Below are 19,564 nucleotides of genomic sequence, written 5' to 3'. Positions count from 1 at the left end.
TCATAGTTTTCTGTTCTCTACTCAAAACACGTACAATACCGCGTAAGAGAAAGATTCCTGCATGGCTCCCTCTCCATATACTTGAGAGTTAGAATTAATTTAAACCAGATTATTCAAGGCTATATGAATAAAGTTTTAAGATATCTTTCTTTGCGAATAAATCTTTTCTATAATATCTATTTCTTGCTGCTTTAATAAGTTACTAAACGCCTTTTCTTGATGTGGTCTGCGTTTTTCTTTGTATCTACTGAGTACAGTTTCTCTAATATCCTTAACTGAGTTGAGTATATAAGTTCCTAGTATATCAAGTCGAATTATTACTTTATTATCTGTAATAGCATAACCTGTTATTTCAAAGCTTCTTGGATGATCTAGTATAATTTTTTTTGATAATTCTAATCTTTGTTGGCAATCAAGCTCCTTTGGTAGTTTAATGTCCCTTGCACCATTTAGTTTTAATTTCATTAATAACACGTCCTTTCACATTTAATTGAGAAAATCATGAGTTGTAAGAAATACGAAACAACTTAGTACATTTATTTATAAAGCTTTTAAATAACTTGTTTTACTTATTGAAGAATAAATAATCCGATATTTTTTTGCATGTTAGATTTATATGTTTATTTACTGCTTGTTGAGTTATATTGAGTTTCTTTCCTATTTGTTTTTCTGTAAAACCTTTCATGTATAAGTTAATAACTATTTTTTGTTTTGTGGTTAATTCTGCTGCACATAGAGAATTGTCAATATCAATTAAAATACATACTAATTCAAAATTTGGGTTAAATTCGTTTGTTACTTTTAGTGCGTAATAAAATCTTAGTAAGCCCTGAATACATTTTTTATTGTTATAACTTATACAGGTATATTTATCTTTAAAATTTATTGAATAACCTGATCCCATAAATAAACACCTCCTATTGACATTTTGCTAATTTAAAGATTTCACTTCACAAAGATACAAAAATATGTTATGTTTAATAAGTGGGTTATACTTTATTAATCGATAAAAGTATTAAAAGACAGACACATTTTTTAAAATAAATTTAAAAAGTGTCAGATTGTTAGTAGAACTTATTAAATAGAATTTGATATAATAATTTTAAGATTATGATTATCCCTTATTAACTTTGAATATTAGACTGTATAATTCTCTATGAATAATATGAGATAATATCAAAAATGAACTTATATTAACGTAGATGTAAATAAACATTATTTAATTGATGAGAGGAGGTGTAGGTGTAAATGAGTAAAAATGATTTAGATCAAAATACATTAAGAATATTACTAGAAAAAGGTTTATTAAATAAAGAAGACGTAGAAAAATTAAATAAAGAAATTATTGAAAATGACAGTGAATTTTACATAAAAAAAACCTTTAATCAGTTCGTGATGCATCTTAAAAATGAATATACACAGAATACGAAAAGTGGTTATAAAACAAATGTTGAAAAGTTTTTGCAGTATATTTTTTGTGCAGAAAACATTAAAGATATTAAGGATGATGTAAAATTACCTCAGTTTTCAAAAGATGATATTGAAAGATTCTTTACTCATTTAATTATTAATGAATACTCTCCAGCTTCAATTAGAAGATTTAAGAATAGTTTATTACAATATTTTAATTACTTATCAAAGTTAGGTTATGATGGACCCCAAATAAGAGACATTGAAATTCCTAAAAATACAGCTTCTAAGATTGATGCGTTAAGAGATGAAGAAATAAGAGGGATTGCAGAGTATTCAGATACATTAAGAAACAAATTATTAATTTTGTTTATGTATGAAACTGGAATGAGAAGACAAGAGCTTATTGACTGTAAAAAAGAATATATTGATTTTGAGAATAGAACTGTCAAAATATTTAATGATGGTAATTTTGATAGAATTGGATATTTTTCAGATTTTGTTAAAGAGCTTCTTGTTCAATATATTGATGAGTGGGAGAAAAAAGTTGAAGAGATTAATAACAAACGTATGAAAAGAGTAAAAGCTAAAGGTGGAACATATTATGAGTTAAAGATTTCAGAGTATCTATTTCAGACTCCAAGAAGTTCTCAAATTAGTTATTCAACTATTTATAAAGCTCTCAAAGATACTGCTTTTGAATATTATCTTAATAAATTAGCAAACAAAGAACTGAACGTCGAAGAAGCTAAAAAAATTTCCGAAGAAAAAGTTTCAAGTATTAATACTGAAACATTAAGACATTCAAAAAGAGCTTGTTTATTTTCAATTGGCAAAAGTGTAGAAGAGGTTCAAACACTTATGGGTGATGAAAATAAATGGGTTGTAAAAAGGTACCTGAAAATGGCACAGAAACTATATCCGGAAAAATTTAGAGATTTATACTAGACTTATTAAGATGAAAGTAGTATAATAAATACGAACACACGTTCGAACAATAAGAGGGTGCAAAAGCACCCTTAATGTGATACGTATGAAAACAAAGGGGAGAATCAAGCAATGTATAATAAAAAAAGGGGAATTAATACAATTAAGTTTGATGAAGAACGAGTAGAATGTTTTTTGTGTAGGTTATGCCATAATGTAATAGAGGGTAATTTAGAGTTAGAAGAAGCAAATGGTTTAGTTTTAGAACTTGTTAATTCAGATAATGAAGAGGCAAAAAATAAAGCTCAAGATGTAATTTTTAATTGGGTAGACAATATGAATTTAAAGTATAGATAAACTTATATTATATGTGATATAGTTTAAATGTGCTGTTTAAATATAAAACATGTAATAAATAGATAATAAAAATATTTAAAAGCAGAAGTAAGTATAGAATCTAAAGGAAGAAAATTTGTTAACCCAGCTATAAAACATAACGTATAATAATAACGTGGTGAATTACATAAAATTATGAGAAGGTAATAGCTTATGAAGAAATAATAATGATGAAGTAAGTGGAATACGATAAAACTTTTAATTATAGTTCAAGAAGATGAAAATTATAATGCTATAAAGAAGAAGTTAAAAATATTGAACGTAATAAAACATAACATATGTTAATAACAAAGTGAGGGAGACGTTATGAAAGATATTGATATATTGATAAAATCTAATGAAAAGATAGTTTATAAAGTAATAAATGGTTTAAAATATATTCCTAAAAATGTTGAAATAGAAGATTTGGAGCAAGTGGGTAGAATTTCTCTTTGGACGGCATTAGATACATATAAAGAGAATTCTAACTATTCTCTAATAACACATTGTTACAAGATAATATATAGTGATATTATAGATTGGCTAAGGAAGCAGCAAAGCAAGAAAAATAATAATTCATATGTTATGTTTGATAATCATACAAGTTGTTTAGAAGATGATGTTGCTTTAGATATGATAGTTATTGAAATGAATAAATATATTACAGAAGAAGATGTTAATATTTTAGTTGATAAATATGTTAATAAGCTAACAAATAATGAATTAGCTAAAAAATATAATTTATGTGAGAGAACTATTTGTAGAAGAATAAAAAAAGCGAAGATAATTCTAAGAAAAAAATTAAAATGGTTAACTAAGTAGCAATATGGAAATATATATATTTTTTAAAAGAAAATATTAAGAATATAGAAAAATTATACCAAAAATTATTGAAAAACTATAGAAGTTATGGTAAAATAAAAATGTTAACGATTTGATGAAATAAATATCACCTATCGTTTAACCTACCGTTGGGTCCGAAAGGGCTCTTTTTTTTACTTTGTTTTTCAAAATGTTTGTATTTACACTTGAAATACTAACTATATTTTTGAAGAAAATAATCAGAATTACATTGGGTTTGATTAAATAATCAAAGATTATGTCCTAAATCACCATTATTTTTAATATATTAAAGGAAATTTAATATTATATGAAGAATAATTGTCATTATATGTTGAGTTTGAGACATACAGTATCTGGTAATAATTCTAAACTAGCTATACATTTTATTACATTAGAATTTTAGGATTATGTATATTGGTTCAAAGGAGTGTTAAATTGTGGATAGTATTCAAAATTCATACGGTGGTGTGGATAATGAAAATGAAGTAATATTTTCTTTAGATATAGGTACTAGAAGTGTTATAGGTATTGTAGGAAAATATATAAATAATAAATTTGAAATTTTAGCTTCTGAAATAAAGGAACATGATAAGAGAAATATGTATGATGGTCAAATTCATGATATTAATGGAGTGGTAAATATTTGCAGAGCTGTCAAGGAAAGTCTAGAAGAAAAGCTTGATATTAAACTTACTAAAGCAGCTATTGCTGCTGCTGGTAGAGCATTGAAAACTCAAAGAATTAAAATTGATAGAGATTTTGATATAAGTATGGAAATAGATGTTAGAACTATAGAGAGTCTTGAAATGGAAGCTATACAAAAAGCTCAAGAGATGATAGATAAAACTAATGAAAATGATATGAAATACTATTGTGTTGGATATACTATTTCAAACTATTTTTTAGATGGAAGTTTTATTGATAACCTAGAAGGACACAGAGGAAATAGTGTTGGGGTTGATGTACTTGCAACATTTCTACCACATGTTGTAGTTGATAGTCTGTATACAGTTATGAATAGAATAGGATTAGATGTCATGAACATGACATTAGAGCCTATAGCAGCAATTAATGTTGCAATTAAGAAAAATTTGAGGCTTTTGAATCTTGCCCTAATAGATATAGGTGCTGGGACTTCTGATATTGCTATTACAAAGGATGGTGCTATTACAGCATATGCAATGGCTTCAATAGCTGGAGATGAAATAACCGAAGAAATAGCTAAGAAATATTTATTAGATTTTGATACAGCTGAAGAACTAAAGATTAAGCTAACAAAACAACAGACGCAAAAATTTACTGATATCGTAGGAATTGAGCAAGAGTTAGCTTCTGAGCAAATATTAGACAACATAGAGGAATCTATTGTTAAATTAGCTAGAGAAATTAGTGATAAAATTCTAGAATACAATCAAAAATCACCAAGTGCTGTATTTTTGATAGGTGGAGGCAGTCAAATTCCAAGGCTGGCTGGGTTTATAGCTGAGTTCTTGCAAATGCCCCCAGAAAGAGTAGTAATGAGAAGCTCTGATATAATACAGGATATTGAGGAATTAAATGAGGATTTAATAGGACCAAGTTTTATTACTCCTATAGGTATAGCTATTACAGCAGGTTTAACAAGAGATAAAGATTTTCTTGAAGTAATAGTTAATGATGAAAAAATAAAATTATTCAATTCTAGAAAAATGAAAGTTTCAGATGCGTTAATACTTATTGGATACAATCCTAGAAAACTTATTCCTCAAAAAGGTAAGGATTTTAGGTACTATGTTAATGGTAAATTGTATATAGCGAAAAGTGGCTTTGGAGAACCAGCAAAGGTTTATGTAAATGACAAACCTTCTAATTTGGATTACAGTTTAAAAAATGGTGACATAATTAAAGTAACAGCAGCAACTCAAGGTGAAACTGCTAAGGTATATCTTTACGATTGTATAAATATCAATAAAAAGGTCAATGTAAATGGTAAAGATATTAGTTTGATAAAAGCTATCAAAGTTAATGATAATATTACTAGAGAGAACGTTCTATTAAGAGATGATGATAATATAATAACTGAAGAAATTAAATTTGTTTTTGAGTTATTAGATAGTATGGAACTGAACAAAAACTCTACTGTAACTTATTCAAATGGAGTAGAAGTTGAAAAAGATGGACTATTAAAAGAGAATGATGTATTATTAATAGATGAAGTTATGCCAAAAAAACAAAATAATAACAATTGTTTATATGCGATAATTAATGGAGAAGAGATGAAATTAGAGCATAACAAGGAATATTTAGTATTTATAGATATTTTTAATTATATTGACATAGATTTATCTAAACCTAAAGGTAAACTTATTTTGAATGTAAATGGTGTAAAAGCTGATTATTATCAAAGACTTTTTAATGGAGATAACATAGAAGCTTTTTGGGAGACTGATGAAATATAAATCAATAACATAAAGATTTGTGTTACATAATAATAATAACTAAAGGACATTCTAAAACTAATTGGTTTTTCTACCTACAAAGAGGGAGGAAATTTTAAAAGTGAGGAAGTTTAGTAAGCTATTATTATTTGTACCAATAATTATTATAGCAGTTTTTGGGGTATTTTACTTTAAATTAAATACTGACAAAATATATGATGGTATCTCTGTTAATGACGTTAATATAGGAGGACTTAATAAAAAAGAAGCAGTAACTTTATTAGAGAATGAGATTAATTTGCAATTAGAGAATAATAAAATGCAGCTTAAGTACGAAGATAAGGTATATAATTTCAATTATAAACAATTAGGGTTTTGTTGTGATTATAATACTACGGTAGATGAACTTTATCAATTTGGAAGAAAAGGAAATTTTCTTACTAGGTATAACAAAATTAGAACTTTGAAGAAAGATGGATATAATCATAATATTAAATTAAACTTAAATATAGAAAAATTAAAAAGCATTGCAAACAAAATTTCGGATGAATTATATCGTGAAGCTAAAGATGCTTCATTAAAATATGAAAACAAAAAATTTGTTATAAAACCTGAAATAAATGGATTACAGGTTAACAAAGAAAAGTTACAGGAACTAATACAAGCTTCTATTAATAAAAAACAATCAATAGATATACCTGTTAATATAATTAAACCAAAGAAAACTAAAGAACTATTAAGTCATGTTGGATATAAAATTGCTGGCTTTTACACATCATTTAACACAGCCAAAACTAATAGAACAAGTAATATTAAACGTGCCAGTGCATCTATTAATGGTAAAGTTTTAATGCCCGGTGAGATTATTTCATTTAATGATGTAGTTGGACCTAGAAGCAGTAAAACTGGATATAAGGAAGCGAAGATTCTTAAAAATGGAGAATACATTTTAGGTATGGGTGGTGGAATTTGTCAAGTGTCTACAACCTTGTATAATGCTGCTTTATTCGCTGATCTAGAGATAATTCAAAGACATAATCATTCTTTTCCATCACATTATGTAGATAAAGGAAGAGATGCTACTGTTGTTTTTAATGTTTTTGACTTGAAATTTAGAAACAATAAACAGTATCCTATATATATTATGATGTATACAAAGAGTAATAAGGTATATACATCAATTTATGGTGATAGTTCAGATAAAAAATATGAAATCAAAATATCATCTAAGGTTTTAAGCAAAACTGACCTACCTGAAGACGAAATAAAATTAGATGAAAATTTAAACCCTGGTGAAAGAATAGTAGATCAGACAGCAAGTCCTGGATATAAAGTACAAACATACAAACATTATTACCAAAATGGTAAGTTTATCAAAAGAGTAAAACTACATACAGATGTATATAAACCAAAAAAAGCAATTATTAGAGAAGGACCAATAGATTAAGACATAATATTATAGACATAATAAGGAGGAAATCTAAATTGAATATAGAACTATATGAGAAACATATAACTTGTCCTGTATGTAACAAAAAGTTTAAAACAACAAAGGTTAAAGCTTCTAGAACGAGAATACTTAAAACAGATACGGATTTTATGGTTTATTATAAATCAGAAAGTCCGCTTATATATGATGTGGTAGTATGTCCAGAGTGTGGGTTTGCTGCTTTAGAAAATAAGTTTTCATACTTTCCAAATGATAAAAAACATATAGTAGCAGATATGATTACTGCTAAGTGGAAGAAAAAAGATTATACAAATGAGAGAACAATCAATGATGCACTTGCATGTTATAAATTAGCACTATATTGCGCTCAGACTTTAAAATATAAAAAATTTGATTTAGCTGGTATATGTATGAGAATTGCATGGTTAAATAGGCTAGTAGAAAAAAAAGATGAAGAAAAAAGATTTTTAATGTTTGCTTGCAAATTATATGAAGAGTCATATCAAGGAGAAAATATATCATATGATAAAATTGATGAAAATTCACTTACATATTTAATTGGCGAGTTAAATAGAAGACTAGGTAATTACAAAAAAGCAGTAGAGTGGTTTAGTAAAACGGCATCAAGTAGTTCTATTAAGACAAATCCTCGAATAGAAAAACTTACAAGAGAGCAGTGGATGGAAGCCAAAGCTAAATATAAGGAGGAACAATGTGTTTAAAATTTTATGAGTTAAATACTAAACTAGGACAAATGTGGGCAGCTTTTTCAGATGTAGGGATTGTGAAATTATGTATTAATAATACAGAAATGAAAGAGTATTTACAGAAGCATAAAGGTCAGGTTGTTGATTCATCAAAGGAAAAAGAAATACTCTTGAAAGAATTGAATAGTTTTTTTACAGGAAAAACAAAAAGTTTTAATATTCCTTTGGATTTAAGAGGAACTGATTTTCAACTACGTGTTTGGAATGAACTTGCAAAAGTTCCGTATGGAGAGGTTCGGACATATAAAGATATTTCAATAAAAATTGGCTGTCCTAAAGGTTATAGAGCTGTTGGAATGGCTAATAATAGAAATCCTATTCCAATAATTATACCATGTCATAGAATAATTGGGCATAATGGTGATTTAGTAGGCTTTGGTGGAGGAATGGACTATAAAGTTCGTTTACTTGAATTAGAAGGTCATGATGTAAAAACTAAAGAAACAAAAGCAGGTAAAAAATATTATATAATACAATAGTGCAAAATTGCTGGGAAATCTTATAATTAAAAACCAACCAATGCTTTGAAATTTTTTATAGTAAAAATTAAATTGCTAAAAAATGTTTTAACTCTTTACTTTGTGGCGAGGGAGCCATGCAGGAATCTTTCTCTTACGCGGTGTGTGTACATGTTTTGAGTAGAGAGCAGAAATCTATGATTTCTCGTGAATCACTTACTGCTAGGAATGAAATGAGTAGGAGTTACCTATTTAGTAGAAGTTGAATGAAAAAACATGCGCACCAATGTTCCTTAGAAAGAAACCCTGCATGTCTCCTAGTATCTATATGGTTGCTAGTTAATAATGCAAATTTATGTTTAATATCCAGACTGGTATTAAATGTATTAAAAAATTGCACTATTGTAGTATATAAAAATGACAAGAGCTTAAGAAGTGTTTATATTTCTTAGGCTCTTATATATTTTTTTTGTAAAGCATGTTCTTTTGTGTCAGAGTGCTATAGCTTCTCATAAAATAAATATATAGATAGTTATGGGAAGTGATATAGTGCATTTTAGGAGAAATATTCGATATATGACATCTCAAAATCCGGTTGTGTTTGTACCTGGAATATTCGGCTCTTTAGGACATGACATAATACCAGGTACTGGTAAAATGAGATTTGGTCCATCAAAATACGTATACGAACCTGTCGTGGAAAATTTTATTGATATGGGTTATAAAAAAGAAGAGACTTTATTCGTTTGTTTTTATAATTGGAGAAAATCAAATAAGTATAGTGCAAAAGAATATTTGATTCCAATAATTGAGAAGGCAAAAAATAAAACTGGATCGAATAAAGTGGATATAGTTGCTCATAGTATGGGAGGGTTAGTAGCTAGATCTTATATACAAAGTGAAGATTACAGAGATGATATAAATAAACTAATCTTAGCTGGGACACCTAATGCAGGTTCTCCTAGTTCTTATTTCTTTTGTTCAGGGGGAAAGCTTCCATATGATGAAGTTAACAATAACTTCTTTTTTAAGGCTTTATGGGAAGGTTTTGTATGGTATATGAAGGCATCTAGTAAAGGAAATAAGATGGGTAAATTGAAAAATTTTTTTCCAAGTGTTACTGAATTATTGCCTTGTAGACAATATGGAGATTACATTTTTAAAGATGATGATAAAGAATGTTTAGAATTTATACCAATTAGTGATATGGAATTGCAAAATAATTTTCTTAATGAGTTAAATGATAATAGTAATATATTGTATAGGAGAAGAATTAAAATATATCAAATAATTGGATATGGCTATGAGACTGATGAATATATCTGTATAAAAAAAGCGGATGAAAAAACATGGAAAGATGGAAAACCTGTATATAGTGTCAAGACTGTTTATGGGGATGGTAGAGTAACATGTGATAGTTGTAAAACTATAAAAAGCAAACAAGTTTTAGTAACTGGTAGCCATACAGATTTATTAAAAGACAATAAGCTTATTCTAGCAAATATGTTAAATAAACAAGTAAAACAAACTAAAATTAAGGAAGAAAAGAATAAGAAAATTTGTAATGTGCTTATAAATGGTGCTAAAAGAGCACATATAAAAGTTAATGAGAATGAAATAGTTGTTGATAGGCATTACAAAAATGTATATAAAAATATCAATGTTGAGAAAACTGGATATAATAATTATTGGGTTTTAATATATGTAAATGAGGATGATAAGTTAAAAATAAAAGTTGATCCATTAAGTAGAAAATGTAATGTAAGTGTATTTAGTAATAGCAATGTTCATAAAAATCAAAATATAAATATAAATATTTATAATTCAGGATGGATAGATTTGTAATTATGTATATTTAACCCTGATTATTCATATAACTTTGAATTAGAAGATTTCGGTGAATTCGAAGGCATACCGAGTTGGTATGCTCGCCATTTAATGGACATCTTATAACAACGAAGGCAATTACGTAGTAATTGCAACACACCGTTTCAACAAGGCGCAATTACGCACCGACTGTTAAATATAATCGATACCTGCTACCTATAGAGATGAGAGACATCTTTCGCCTTGTTATAATCGGAAGGATACCTTGTTAATGAATCTCCTATTCAGTTCCTTCATATGAGTAAGCGATTCACATAAAATCATAGATTTTAGTTCACTGCTCATAATTTTCTATGAATAATCTGGGTTATAAGTTATCAAAACCTAATAAGCTGTTTATACGCAAAAAATGACAGGCTCTTTTAAAGCCTATCATTTTTTTGCGTATAAAACCAAGTCTTACCTTAGTTAAAATCATTTTTTAATGCTTTTACTTATTTTTATTATTTATTAATTCATTAATAGAAGTAAAAATGATACTTAATTCTTTAATTTGATTATCTAAAAACTGTGTTCCTTTTAAGGTGATTGAATAATATTTTTGTGGTATTTTATTTTGAGAAATATCTGACTTCCAGATACTTTTTACAAGTTCTAATGACTCTAGTTGATATAGTTGTGAATAGATTATACCTTGATTTAAATAAAGAAAAGACTGAGTTCTTTTTTTTATTGCTTCAAAAAGATTGCTACTAACTAAATCATTTTTATTTAATAAAAATAATATGTAGATATCTACAATAGATTTTTTTAATTTTTTTGTTAGACCGTGCATTACATCACCTCCCTTAAAAAACATAAGTATTTTATAAGAAAAAGCGTGTTTTTATTACTATGTTATTATAAAAAGCATATAAATATTAAAAATATTAAAAATATTCAAAACATATATTAAACTTTGTTAATATAAAGATTTAAATACAGGAAATGTCATAGAATGAAGAGAATACACTATATAATTAATAGAAAATTATAATACTTTTTATGATTTTCTATTAATAATCTGGGATGCTTATAAAACAAGGTTTTAATACTAAATGGAGGGATTAAATGAAAAATGATAATGTTAATGCTTTAATAAAAAATGTTAGTAAAGTGATAGCAGGTAAAAAAGAAACAATCTCAAATATTATTATATGTCTTTTATGCGAAGGACATATTTTAATAGAAGATGTACCAGGTGTTGGGAAAACTACATTAGTAAAAGCACTTGCAAAATCATTAAATACTGGTTTTAAAAGGATACAATTCACACCAGATTTACTACCCTCAGATATAATAGGCGTGTCTATTTATGATAAAAAACTAGATAATTTTAGATTTGTAAAGGGACCAATTTTTGGTTCGGTAATATTAGCAGATGAAATTAATAGAACGTCGCCAAAGACTCAAGCAAGTCTTCTTGAATGTATGCAAGAAAGAAAAATAACTGTTGAAGGTAAAATTTATGAGTTACCAGAGCCTTTTATGATATTAGCAACGCAAAACCCTATAGAATATGAAGGAACATTTCCTCTTCCAGAGGCTCAATTAGATAGATTTATCATGAAAATATCTATTGGGTATCCAGATAAATATAGTGAAAGAACCATACTTGAAAGATTCAAATATAATGATCCTTTATTAGAATTATCAAGTGTAATAGATAAAGAAGATATAAAAGCTATGCAAGAAGATGTTAAAAAAGTGCATGTTAACAGTGAATTATATGATTATATAGTAGATATAGTAACAAAGACAAGAAATGATGCTAACATCAGATTAGGAGTAAGTCCAAGAGGAAGCTTAGCACTTCTTAGAGCTGCTCAAGCAAGGGCATATATCAATAATAGAAATTATGTGCTGCCTGATGATGTAAAACAACTTGCTAATCCAATATTTAATCATAGAATAATACTTACTCATGAAGCTAAGATTAGAGGGATTACAAAAGAAGCTTGTATTAAGTCTATAATTAATACTGTCAAAATACCAGTGGTGAATCAAAAATGATTAAAAAAAGCCTTTATTATATAGTATTAATAATGAGTTTTCTTATAGCATTATTAGTTGGTGGGAAATTTTCGTATACAATGTTTTTTCTGACTTTAGCTATATATATATATGTTTTATTATCAATGCGAAATATAAAAAAAAATCTAGTAGTGAGTTTTTGGCTGGATAAAACTTGTGTTAATAAAGAAGATAACATAAAAATAGAGTATAAGATATACAATGCATCAGTATTTCCAATTCCGTTCATGGAAATAATAGACAGCTTACCTAAAAGACTATCTAAAACAGCTAGTAAAAAAGAAATATATCAATCAAATCCTTTTGAAACAGTTTCAGTAGAAAGAGAGATAGTTTGTGAACATAGAGGTCAATACGATTTAAGTGAAATAAAAGTAATAATAGGTGATGTATTTGGATTAACTAGACATAAAATAACGTTGACAGATTCAGCATATTTAAAGGTTTTACCTAAACTTTATCCATTAAAAGAATATAATATACAAACTAATGAATCCTTTGGAAAAGTAATGGCAGTTAAAAAATACTATGATGATTATGCTAATTTCAAACAACTAAGAGAGTATAGAATAGGTGATAGCCTTAAGATGATTAATTGGAAAGCAAGTGCTAAAAATGATGAGTTATATGTGAAATGCTTTGATTCATCAGCACAAGTTAAAATTCATGTTTACTTAGATTTTCAAATTAGCAAGTACATGACAGACTATGATAACGCTATTGAAGAAAAAATAGTTGAATGTACAGCAAGCTTAAGTCATCATATGCTAGTACAGGGATACGAGACCAAGCTCACAACATATACAGATAAAAGAGTGAGAGTATCGGGCAGGAATATAAACTCTATAATGGCTTTTCTAGAAGTTTTATCACTTATAAGACCAACTAAAGATATAAGTATATCTGAGATTATAACTAATGAACAGGATTTAGATTATGATGGAAATGTATTAATTATAGTAACCAATAATATAGATGAAAGCTTAAAAGATGCAATAATAGCTTTAAAAGCAAAAGGTTATTGTGTAGCATTAGTGTTGGTAGGAAATTTTGTGAAAGATAAAAATAATGTCCATCAGTTAGATGTACTATCAAGGCTTAATATTAAGTACAATTTAGTAGATATTAACGACAATATATCTGGAGTTTTGAGGTGAAAAAATGAAAAATAAAATATTTGCATTGATAAATATTGCTATGAGTTATTTGTTTTTATTTTATATTATGAATATGTTGCAATGGCAGCTAACTAAAATTAATGTTTTAATAATATTGAGTTTACCAATAATAATAACTCTTTTTATATATAAACTTAAACATAAAAAGAAATATGTTGCTATAACAACTTTTTTACTACTAGTAGCATTTGTAGTTTTTGCAGTTTATTTTAATAAGGAATACTTGCATTTCAAATATGTGTTGTATGATTTTTTTACTTGGTCTATAAGATATATAGAGGGCTACACCATTATCCATCAAAGTTATAGCTATATTTTATTATCTTTAATCTGTATGTTAATTACATGTATATCATATTTAATTTTTATTAAAAACAATATAATTATTATAAAAATACTAATTGGGACTGGTATATTTATTATTAGTTGGTTTAACTACATGGATAATGCATTAACCTATTATACAATCTTTTGTTTCTTAGTCTTGATAATGATGGGGAATAATTCATACGAAAAATATTATAAACAGTGGAAAACAGATGGTAAAGATTTAATTTGCTTTAGTGAAAGCAAATGGGTAATATACACATTAATTACATCTTTTCTTATTGCATTTTTTGTTTTTCTTATTCCTAAAGATGTTTCTCCTATAACATGGAAATGGCTTGATAAAAATATACAGGACAAATTTCCTCAATTAACTTATTGGAGAAATGAACAAAAAAAATCGATTAATTATGGCTCTGAAATAGGCTTTGATTTATCGTCGACTGGCTTTCAAAATGATAGAATTAGATTGGGAGGACCAGTTTTGCCTTCTAGCAAATTAGTTTTAAAAGTTAGAGGTGAAAACAAAGAATATCTTAGAGGAAGAGTATCTAATATATATACAGGTTTTTATTGGAAAAGCACTAAAAAGCTTTTTCAAAATCAGGTCGGGGGATGTAACTTAAATCTCATCAAAGATAATACTGTAAAAGGAGATATTAACATCTTAGAAATTGAGCATGTAGATATGGCATCATCAACATTATTTAGTCCACTATTATGTACAAAAATAAAAATTAAAGATAATTATTATGCTAATACTGATTTTGAAATGATGAGTGGTAGAATGATTTTGGATAAAGAAAGATACAAAGCATATTATGTAAAACCTTCATCAAAGGAATATAGCCAAAATTTCAAAAAAATTAAAGAAGAAGAAAGAAAACTATATGTACAATTACCTGAAATTTTGCCACAGAGAGTTAAGGATTTAACTGATAAAATAGTTAAGGATAGTAGTAGTGATTATGAAAAATTAAAAGAAATAGAAAAATATTTAAGAAACAATTTTGAATATTCATTAGATGCTGAATATAATCCATATAATAGAGATTTTGTAGATTACTTTTTGTTTGACTTAAAAAAAGGTTATTGCACTTATTTTGCAACGGCTATGACAGTTATGGCAAGATGCTGTAATATACCAAGTAGATATGTAGAAGGTTTTAGAATGTCAAATGATAAAGTAAAAGGTGTCTATAATGTATATAATAGTAATGCACATGCATGGGTAGAAGCATATGTTGAAGATAGAGGTTGGATAACCTTTGAGCCTACGCCAGCTTTTTCAATAGTGTCTGTCGAAACTAAGCAATCTAAAAGTGAAATTAGAGAATATGATGGCACAAAGCTTCATAATAATAAGAGAAGATATATTAATGAAGAGGATTTATGCTTAGATATTGCTACTTTAAACAACAATGAGAAGGTAACTTATAATGAACAAGATCATAAAACATATAATAATATTAAAACAATTATGTTAATCATAGGGATTTTAATAATAATTTTATTAAGTATTCTTGCAATTATAATTTATAGGAATATAATAATAATTAGGAAAAAAATTTATGTTATTGACAATAATGATAATAGAAAAGCAATCTTTTATATTGATATGATACTAGAATTTATGAAGAAAGATGGAATAGAAAGACGTCCTTCTGAAACTTTTTTAGAATATTCAAAAAAGAATAGAAATAAATTAAATTTTATCAACCTTGATTTTAAAATATTGGCCAACATTTACAATAAAGCTGTTTATAGTCAGGACAATGTACGTAAAGAAGAAGCTGAATATGTAAAAAATTATTACAATAAATACCAAGAGTATATAAAAGAAAAGATAGGAAGATATAAATTTCAATATTATAAGTTAACAATAGAGAAAAGAATATTATTATAAATGGAGTCAAAAGAAGATTAAATAAAAAAGTTTGTAATAATTCATATCATTGTATATACTATATAGATAATCTTAGTTATTCATACTGTGGATGATATGTAAATAGGCAGTATGAAAAACAATACAAGAGAAAACAGAGGTGATATGGAATGAATTATAAACTCATAGCTGTAGATATGGATGGAACTTTGCTAAATAGTGATAACGTAGTTTCAGATAAAAACAAAAATATGCTTAAAGTAGCTACGGAAAAAGGAATTCAAGTAGTAATATCAACAGGGAGAATCTTTACATCAGCAAAATATTATGCACATTTATTAGGTTTAATAACACCAATTATTGCATGTAATGGAGCTTATGTATGCGAATATCATAAAAACCGAGTTATTTATGATAATGATATAGACATGTATAATGCGAATAAAATTATAGATATATTAGAAGAAAATAATGCATTTTATAGATTTTATGATAATAAGAACTTTTATCTAAAAAATTTAGAAAGTATGTCAAATAAATATGGTGAATGGAAAACAAATGCTGAGGATATTTTTAAAGTAAAAGTAGTTGTATTGGATGATGTCAAGAACTATGTAAAAGAGCATAAGCCTAAAATATATAAATATGTTGTAGTAGAGGAAGATGATGAAAAACTTAATCGAATAAAACAGCAAATTATGAGTTTAAAAGGCATAGAAGTAGTTAGCTCATGGAGAGGTAGCTTTGATATTATGAATGCGGGAGTATCAAAAGGTAACGCTTTGAAGGAATTATGTAAAATATTTAATATAAATAGGAATGAAGTAATAGCAATAGGAGATAATCACAATGATATTTCCATGATTGAGTTTGCTGGTACAGGTGTAGCTATGGGTAATGGAGAAGAAGAAGTAAAAAGGCTTGCAAATATAGTTACAGATACAAATGATAATGATGGAGTAGCGAAAGTATTAAAAGATTTAATTGGATAAAAATATGGTAAGGAGTGATATATGTGGCTTTAAATATTGTATTGATTGAACCTGAAATTCCACAAAATACTGGAAATATTGCCAGAACATGCGCGGCAACGGGATCTGTATTGCATCTGATAAGACCATTAGGATTTTCATTAGATAGTAAACATTTAAAAAGAGCAGGATTAGATTACTGGGATTTATTAGATGTAAGATATTATGATTCATTTGAAGAGTTATTAAATAAACATGATAAAAATAAATTTTTTTATGCTACAACTAAAGCTAATCAAACACATTCAGATGTCAAATATTCTGATGAATGTTTTCTAGTATTTGGAAAAGAAACAAAGGGTATACCAGTAGATATATTGAATGGTAATAAAGAACAGTGCATAAGAATACCTATGAGAAATTGTGAATCTGCAAGATCATTAAATTTAGCAAATTCAGTTGGAATTATAGTATATGAAGCATTAAGACAAGTTAATTATTTAGATTTAAGATAATGATATATTAAGTTTTGTTTATAAAATACATAGTTATAATAAATTTTTAATTTATTAATCCTGATTTTCTGAATTGTAAGCATTAGGTAAATTCGAAGGCTTACCTAGTTGATGTGGTGTATAAAAATTAGCTAATCATGTAAATAATTATATACAAAGTCTTTATTTTATATTTATTTCAGCTCTGATTATTGATATAATTTTCTATGAATAATTGAGTTTAATAAGCACAATTGATATCCAAATATGTATTTACAAAATATACCTGTAAAAAAAATTAATAAATTTAACATAGATTTAACATAAGTTATTAGATTTTGTTATATCATATATTTTGTGCGAAAAAATACTTAGGAGGACTTATATGACTAATATAATGAATACGACTTTTACAGTTCTTGGTGGACTGGGATTATTTTTGTATGGCATGAATTTAATGGGAATGGGACTGCAAAAAGTAGCAGGAGATAAGCTTAAAAAGCTAATCGAAATACTCACTAATAATAAGTTTATGGGAGTATTAGTAGGAGCATTGGTTACAATGCTAATACAAAGTAGTAGTGCTACTACAGTTATGGTAGTAGGTTTTGTTAATGCAGGATTGATGTCATTATCTCAAGCAATAGGTATAATAATGGGTGCTAATATAGGTACAACTGTAACAGCACAGCTTATTGCATTTAAGCTTACTGATATCGCACCTCTTGTGATAGCTATAGGTGTTGGTATTTGGTTATTATCATCAAAGAAGAAAAATAAGGAAATTGCAGAAGTTTTAATAGGATTTGGTGTTCTTTTCTTAGGTATGTCTTTGATGTCTGGAGCTTTGAAGCCACTAGCAGATTCTCCAGTCTTTGAAAATTTAATCAAAAGTTTAAATAATCCATTTTTAGGCATTTTAGTTGGCTTTGGAATTACTGTAATTGTTCAAAGTAGTAGTGCATCTATGGGTCTATTACTTGCTGTTGCGTATGCATCTGAATTAGTCACACTGGATATAGCATTTCCCATATTATTTGGTCAAAATATAGGTACATGTGTTACCGCTCTATTATCAAGCTTTGGCGCTAATAAAACTGCCAAAAGAGCAGCAGTTATGCATTTATTATTTAACATATTAGGTACTACAATATTTATGATAGCAATATATATATTCCCGATTAAGAGTTTCATAGAATCTATGAACCCGACAAATATTAAGAGACAAATAGCAAATGCTCATACTATATTTAATATAGCTAATACGATAATACTTTTCCCATTTGCGGAATTAATAGTTAAAGCAGCCACTAGGCTTATACCAGGTACAGATGATGAAGATGAAGTTCAGGGCCTTAAATACCTTGATTCAAGGATTATGGAAACACCATCCATTGCTGTAGGCATGGCATCAAAAGAAGTATTAAGAATGGGTAAGTTAGTTAAGAAAACATTAGCTTTATCTAAAGAAGCTTTTCTTAAAGCGGACGAAAAACTTGCACATAAAGTATTTGAAGACGAAAAGAAAATTAATTGGATGGAAAAAGCTATTACAAACTATTTGGTTGAACTTTTAAATGCACCACTAACTGATAATCAACATTTGGTAGTTACGGCTTTGCTTAACACAATTAATGATTTGGAAAGAATTGGAGATCACGCTGATAATTTAGCTGAATTTGCACAATATAGAATTGATAACAATTTAAAAATGTCTGATTATGCATTAAAAGAGCTAGATATAATGTTTGGCAAAGTGCAAGAATCATTTGAACAATCTTTAAAAGCATATAAAAACCCAAGTGAAGAATATGTAAGTGCTGTATTCGTTTTAGAAGAAGATATTGATAAAATGGAAAAACAGTTAAGAGCTAATCACATAGACAGATTGAATAAACAACTATGTTCAGGTAGTTCAGGAATTGTATTTTTAGATGTAATAAGTAATTTAGAAAGAATAGCAGATCATGCATCAAATATTGCATTAGCTATACGTGATGCTATTAAATAGTTGATATAATATAAAGCGTTAATATAAAAATAGAGGTTGGCTTAAAAATAATTTTTTAGCCAACCTTTTTTAATACACTCATCTGAAATAATAAGTCATGTACCCGACAAAGAATAGCAATAGAAAATATATATGAAAAACCAATAATAAC

At 27.3% G+C, this 19,564-nt stretch carries 17 protein-coding genes; 14 read left to right on the top strand and 3 right to left on the bottom strand.

From position 1 onward, the window contains the following. Positions 1-135 precede the first annotated feature (135 nt). Together AYC61_RS14125 and AYC61_RS14120 are read right to left on the bottom strand one after the other, a co-directional pair. Positions 136-465, bottom strand: a complete 330-nt coding sequence (locus tag AYC61_RS14125; protein WP_066503698.1) for a hypothetical protein — start codon at positions 463-465, stop codon at positions 136-138. A 100-nt stretch (positions 466-565) separates the two neighbouring features. Continuing rightward, the gene (locus AYC61_RS14120; protein WP_066503691.1) at positions 566-904 is read right to left on the bottom strand and encodes a sigma factor-like helix-turn-helix DNA-binding protein; all 339 of its coding nucleotides are present in this window, start codon (positions 902-904) and stop codon (positions 566-568) included. 344 nt (positions 905-1,248) lie between these two features. Between AYC61_RS14120 and AYC61_RS14115 the strand changes: the two genes are divergently transcribed. The 8 genes from AYC61_RS14115 (at position 1,249) to AYC61_RS14080 (ending at position 10,492) form a co-directional block, all read left to right on the top strand. Beyond that, the gene (locus AYC61_RS14115) at positions 1,249-2,358 is read left to right on the top strand and encodes a tyrosine-type recombinase/integrase (protein ID WP_066503687.1); all 1,110 of its coding nucleotides are present in this window, start codon (positions 1,249-1,251) and stop codon (positions 2,356-2,358) included. A 111-nt stretch (positions 2,359-2,469) separates the two neighbouring features. After that, positions 2,470-2,694: a hypothetical protein gene (locus AYC61_RS14110; protein ID WP_066503685.1), complete on the top strand. Its 225-nt coding sequence runs from the start codon at positions 2,470-2,472 to the stop codon at positions 2,692-2,694. Between the two features lie 345 nt (positions 2,695-3,039). Continuing rightward, positions 3,040-3,534, top strand: a complete 495-nt coding sequence (locus tag AYC61_RS14105; protein WP_066503684.1) for a sigma-70 family RNA polymerase sigma factor — start codon at positions 3,040-3,042, stop codon at positions 3,532-3,534. A gap of 458 nt (positions 3,535-3,992) precedes the next feature. After that, positions 3,993-5,993, top strand: a complete 2,001-nt coding sequence (locus tag AYC61_RS14100; protein WP_242866806.1) for a cell division protein FtsA — start codon at positions 3,993-3,995, stop codon at positions 5,991-5,993. Positions 5,994-6,093: 100 nt separating this feature from the next. Further along, the gene (locus tag AYC61_RS14095) at positions 6,094-7,419 is read left to right on the top strand and encodes a VanW family protein (protein WP_066503682.1); all 1,326 of its coding nucleotides are present in this window, start codon (positions 6,094-6,096) and stop codon (positions 7,417-7,419) included. Positions 7,420-7,457: 38 nt separating this feature from the next. Beyond that, positions 7,458-8,144, top strand: coding sequence for a DUF2225 domain-containing protein (locus AYC61_RS14090; RefSeq protein ID WP_066503680.1), 687 nt, complete (start codon positions 7,458-7,460; stop codon positions 8,142-8,144). After that, entirely contained in the window at positions 8,135-8,668 is a 534-nt protein-coding gene (locus tag AYC61_RS14085; RefSeq protein WP_066503675.1) for a methylated-DNA--[protein]-cysteine S-methyltransferase, read from the top strand. Before AYC61_RS14090 ends, AYC61_RS14085 begins: the two co-directional genes overlap by 10 nt. Positions 8,669-9,223: 555 nt before the next feature. Further along, positions 9,224-10,492 (top strand): lipase family alpha/beta hydrolase, encoded by a 1,269-nt coding sequence (locus tag AYC61_RS14080; protein WP_066503673.1) that lies wholly within the window; start codon positions 9,224-9,226, stop codon positions 10,490-10,492. Between the two features lie 472 nt (positions 10,493-10,964). Here AYC61_RS14080 and AYC61_RS14075 read toward each other — a convergent pair whose 3' ends face one another. Further along, the gene (locus tag AYC61_RS14075) at positions 10,965-11,309 is read right to left on the bottom strand and encodes a PadR family transcriptional regulator (RefSeq protein ID WP_066503670.1); all 345 of its coding nucleotides are present in this window, start codon (positions 11,307-11,309) and stop codon (positions 10,965-10,967) included. A 275-nt stretch (positions 11,310-11,584) separates the two neighbouring features. On the opposite strand from AYC61_RS14075, the gene AYC61_RS14070 reads away from it, so the two are divergent. The 6 genes from AYC61_RS14070 to AYC61_RS14045 all read left to right on the top strand — a co-directional run bounded on the left by AYC61_RS14070 (position 11,585) and on the right by AYC61_RS14045 (position 19,413). Next, entirely contained in the window at positions 11,585-12,526 is a 942-nt protein-coding gene (locus tag AYC61_RS14070; RefSeq protein ID WP_066503669.1) for an AAA family ATPase, read from the top strand. Then, positions 12,523-13,704, top strand: a complete 1,182-nt coding sequence (locus AYC61_RS14065) for a DUF58 domain-containing protein (RefSeq protein WP_066503668.1) — start codon at positions 12,523-12,525, stop codon at positions 13,702-13,704. The genes AYC61_RS14070 and AYC61_RS14065 overlap by 4 nt, the downstream gene beginning before the upstream one ends. 4 nt (positions 13,705-13,708) lie before the next feature. Next, positions 13,709-15,958: a transglutaminase-like domain-containing protein gene (locus AYC61_RS14060; protein ID WP_066503667.1), complete on the top strand. Its 2,250-nt coding sequence runs from the start codon at positions 13,709-13,711 to the stop codon at positions 15,956-15,958. A 149-nt stretch (positions 15,959-16,107) separates the two neighbouring features. Continuing rightward, positions 16,108-16,929, top strand: coding sequence for a Cof-type HAD-IIB family hydrolase (locus AYC61_RS14055; protein ID WP_066503665.1), 822 nt, complete (start codon positions 16,108-16,110; stop codon positions 16,927-16,929). Positions 16,930-16,952: 23 nt separating this feature from the next. Beyond that, positions 16,953-17,423 (top strand): tRNA (uridine(34)/cytosine(34)/5-carboxymethylaminomethyluridine(34)-2'-O)-methyltransferase TrmL, encoded by a 471-nt coding sequence (gene trmL, locus AYC61_RS14050; protein ID WP_066503664.1) that lies wholly within the window; start codon positions 16,953-16,955, stop codon positions 17,421-17,423. A gap of 364 nt (positions 17,424-17,787) precedes the next feature. Further along, the gene (locus AYC61_RS14045; protein WP_242866805.1) at positions 17,788-19,413 is read left to right on the top strand and encodes a Na/Pi cotransporter family protein; all 1,626 of its coding nucleotides are present in this window, start codon (positions 17,788-17,790) and stop codon (positions 19,411-19,413) included. Positions 19,414-19,564: the final 151 nt, after the last annotated feature.

The sequence above is a fragment of the Abyssisolibacter fermentans genome, assembly GCF_001559865.1.
Lineage (GTDB): Bacteria > Bacillota > Clostridia > Tissierellales > MCWD3 > Abyssisolibacter > Abyssisolibacter fermentans.
This window is presented reverse-complemented; position numbering and strand designations above follow the sequence as displayed.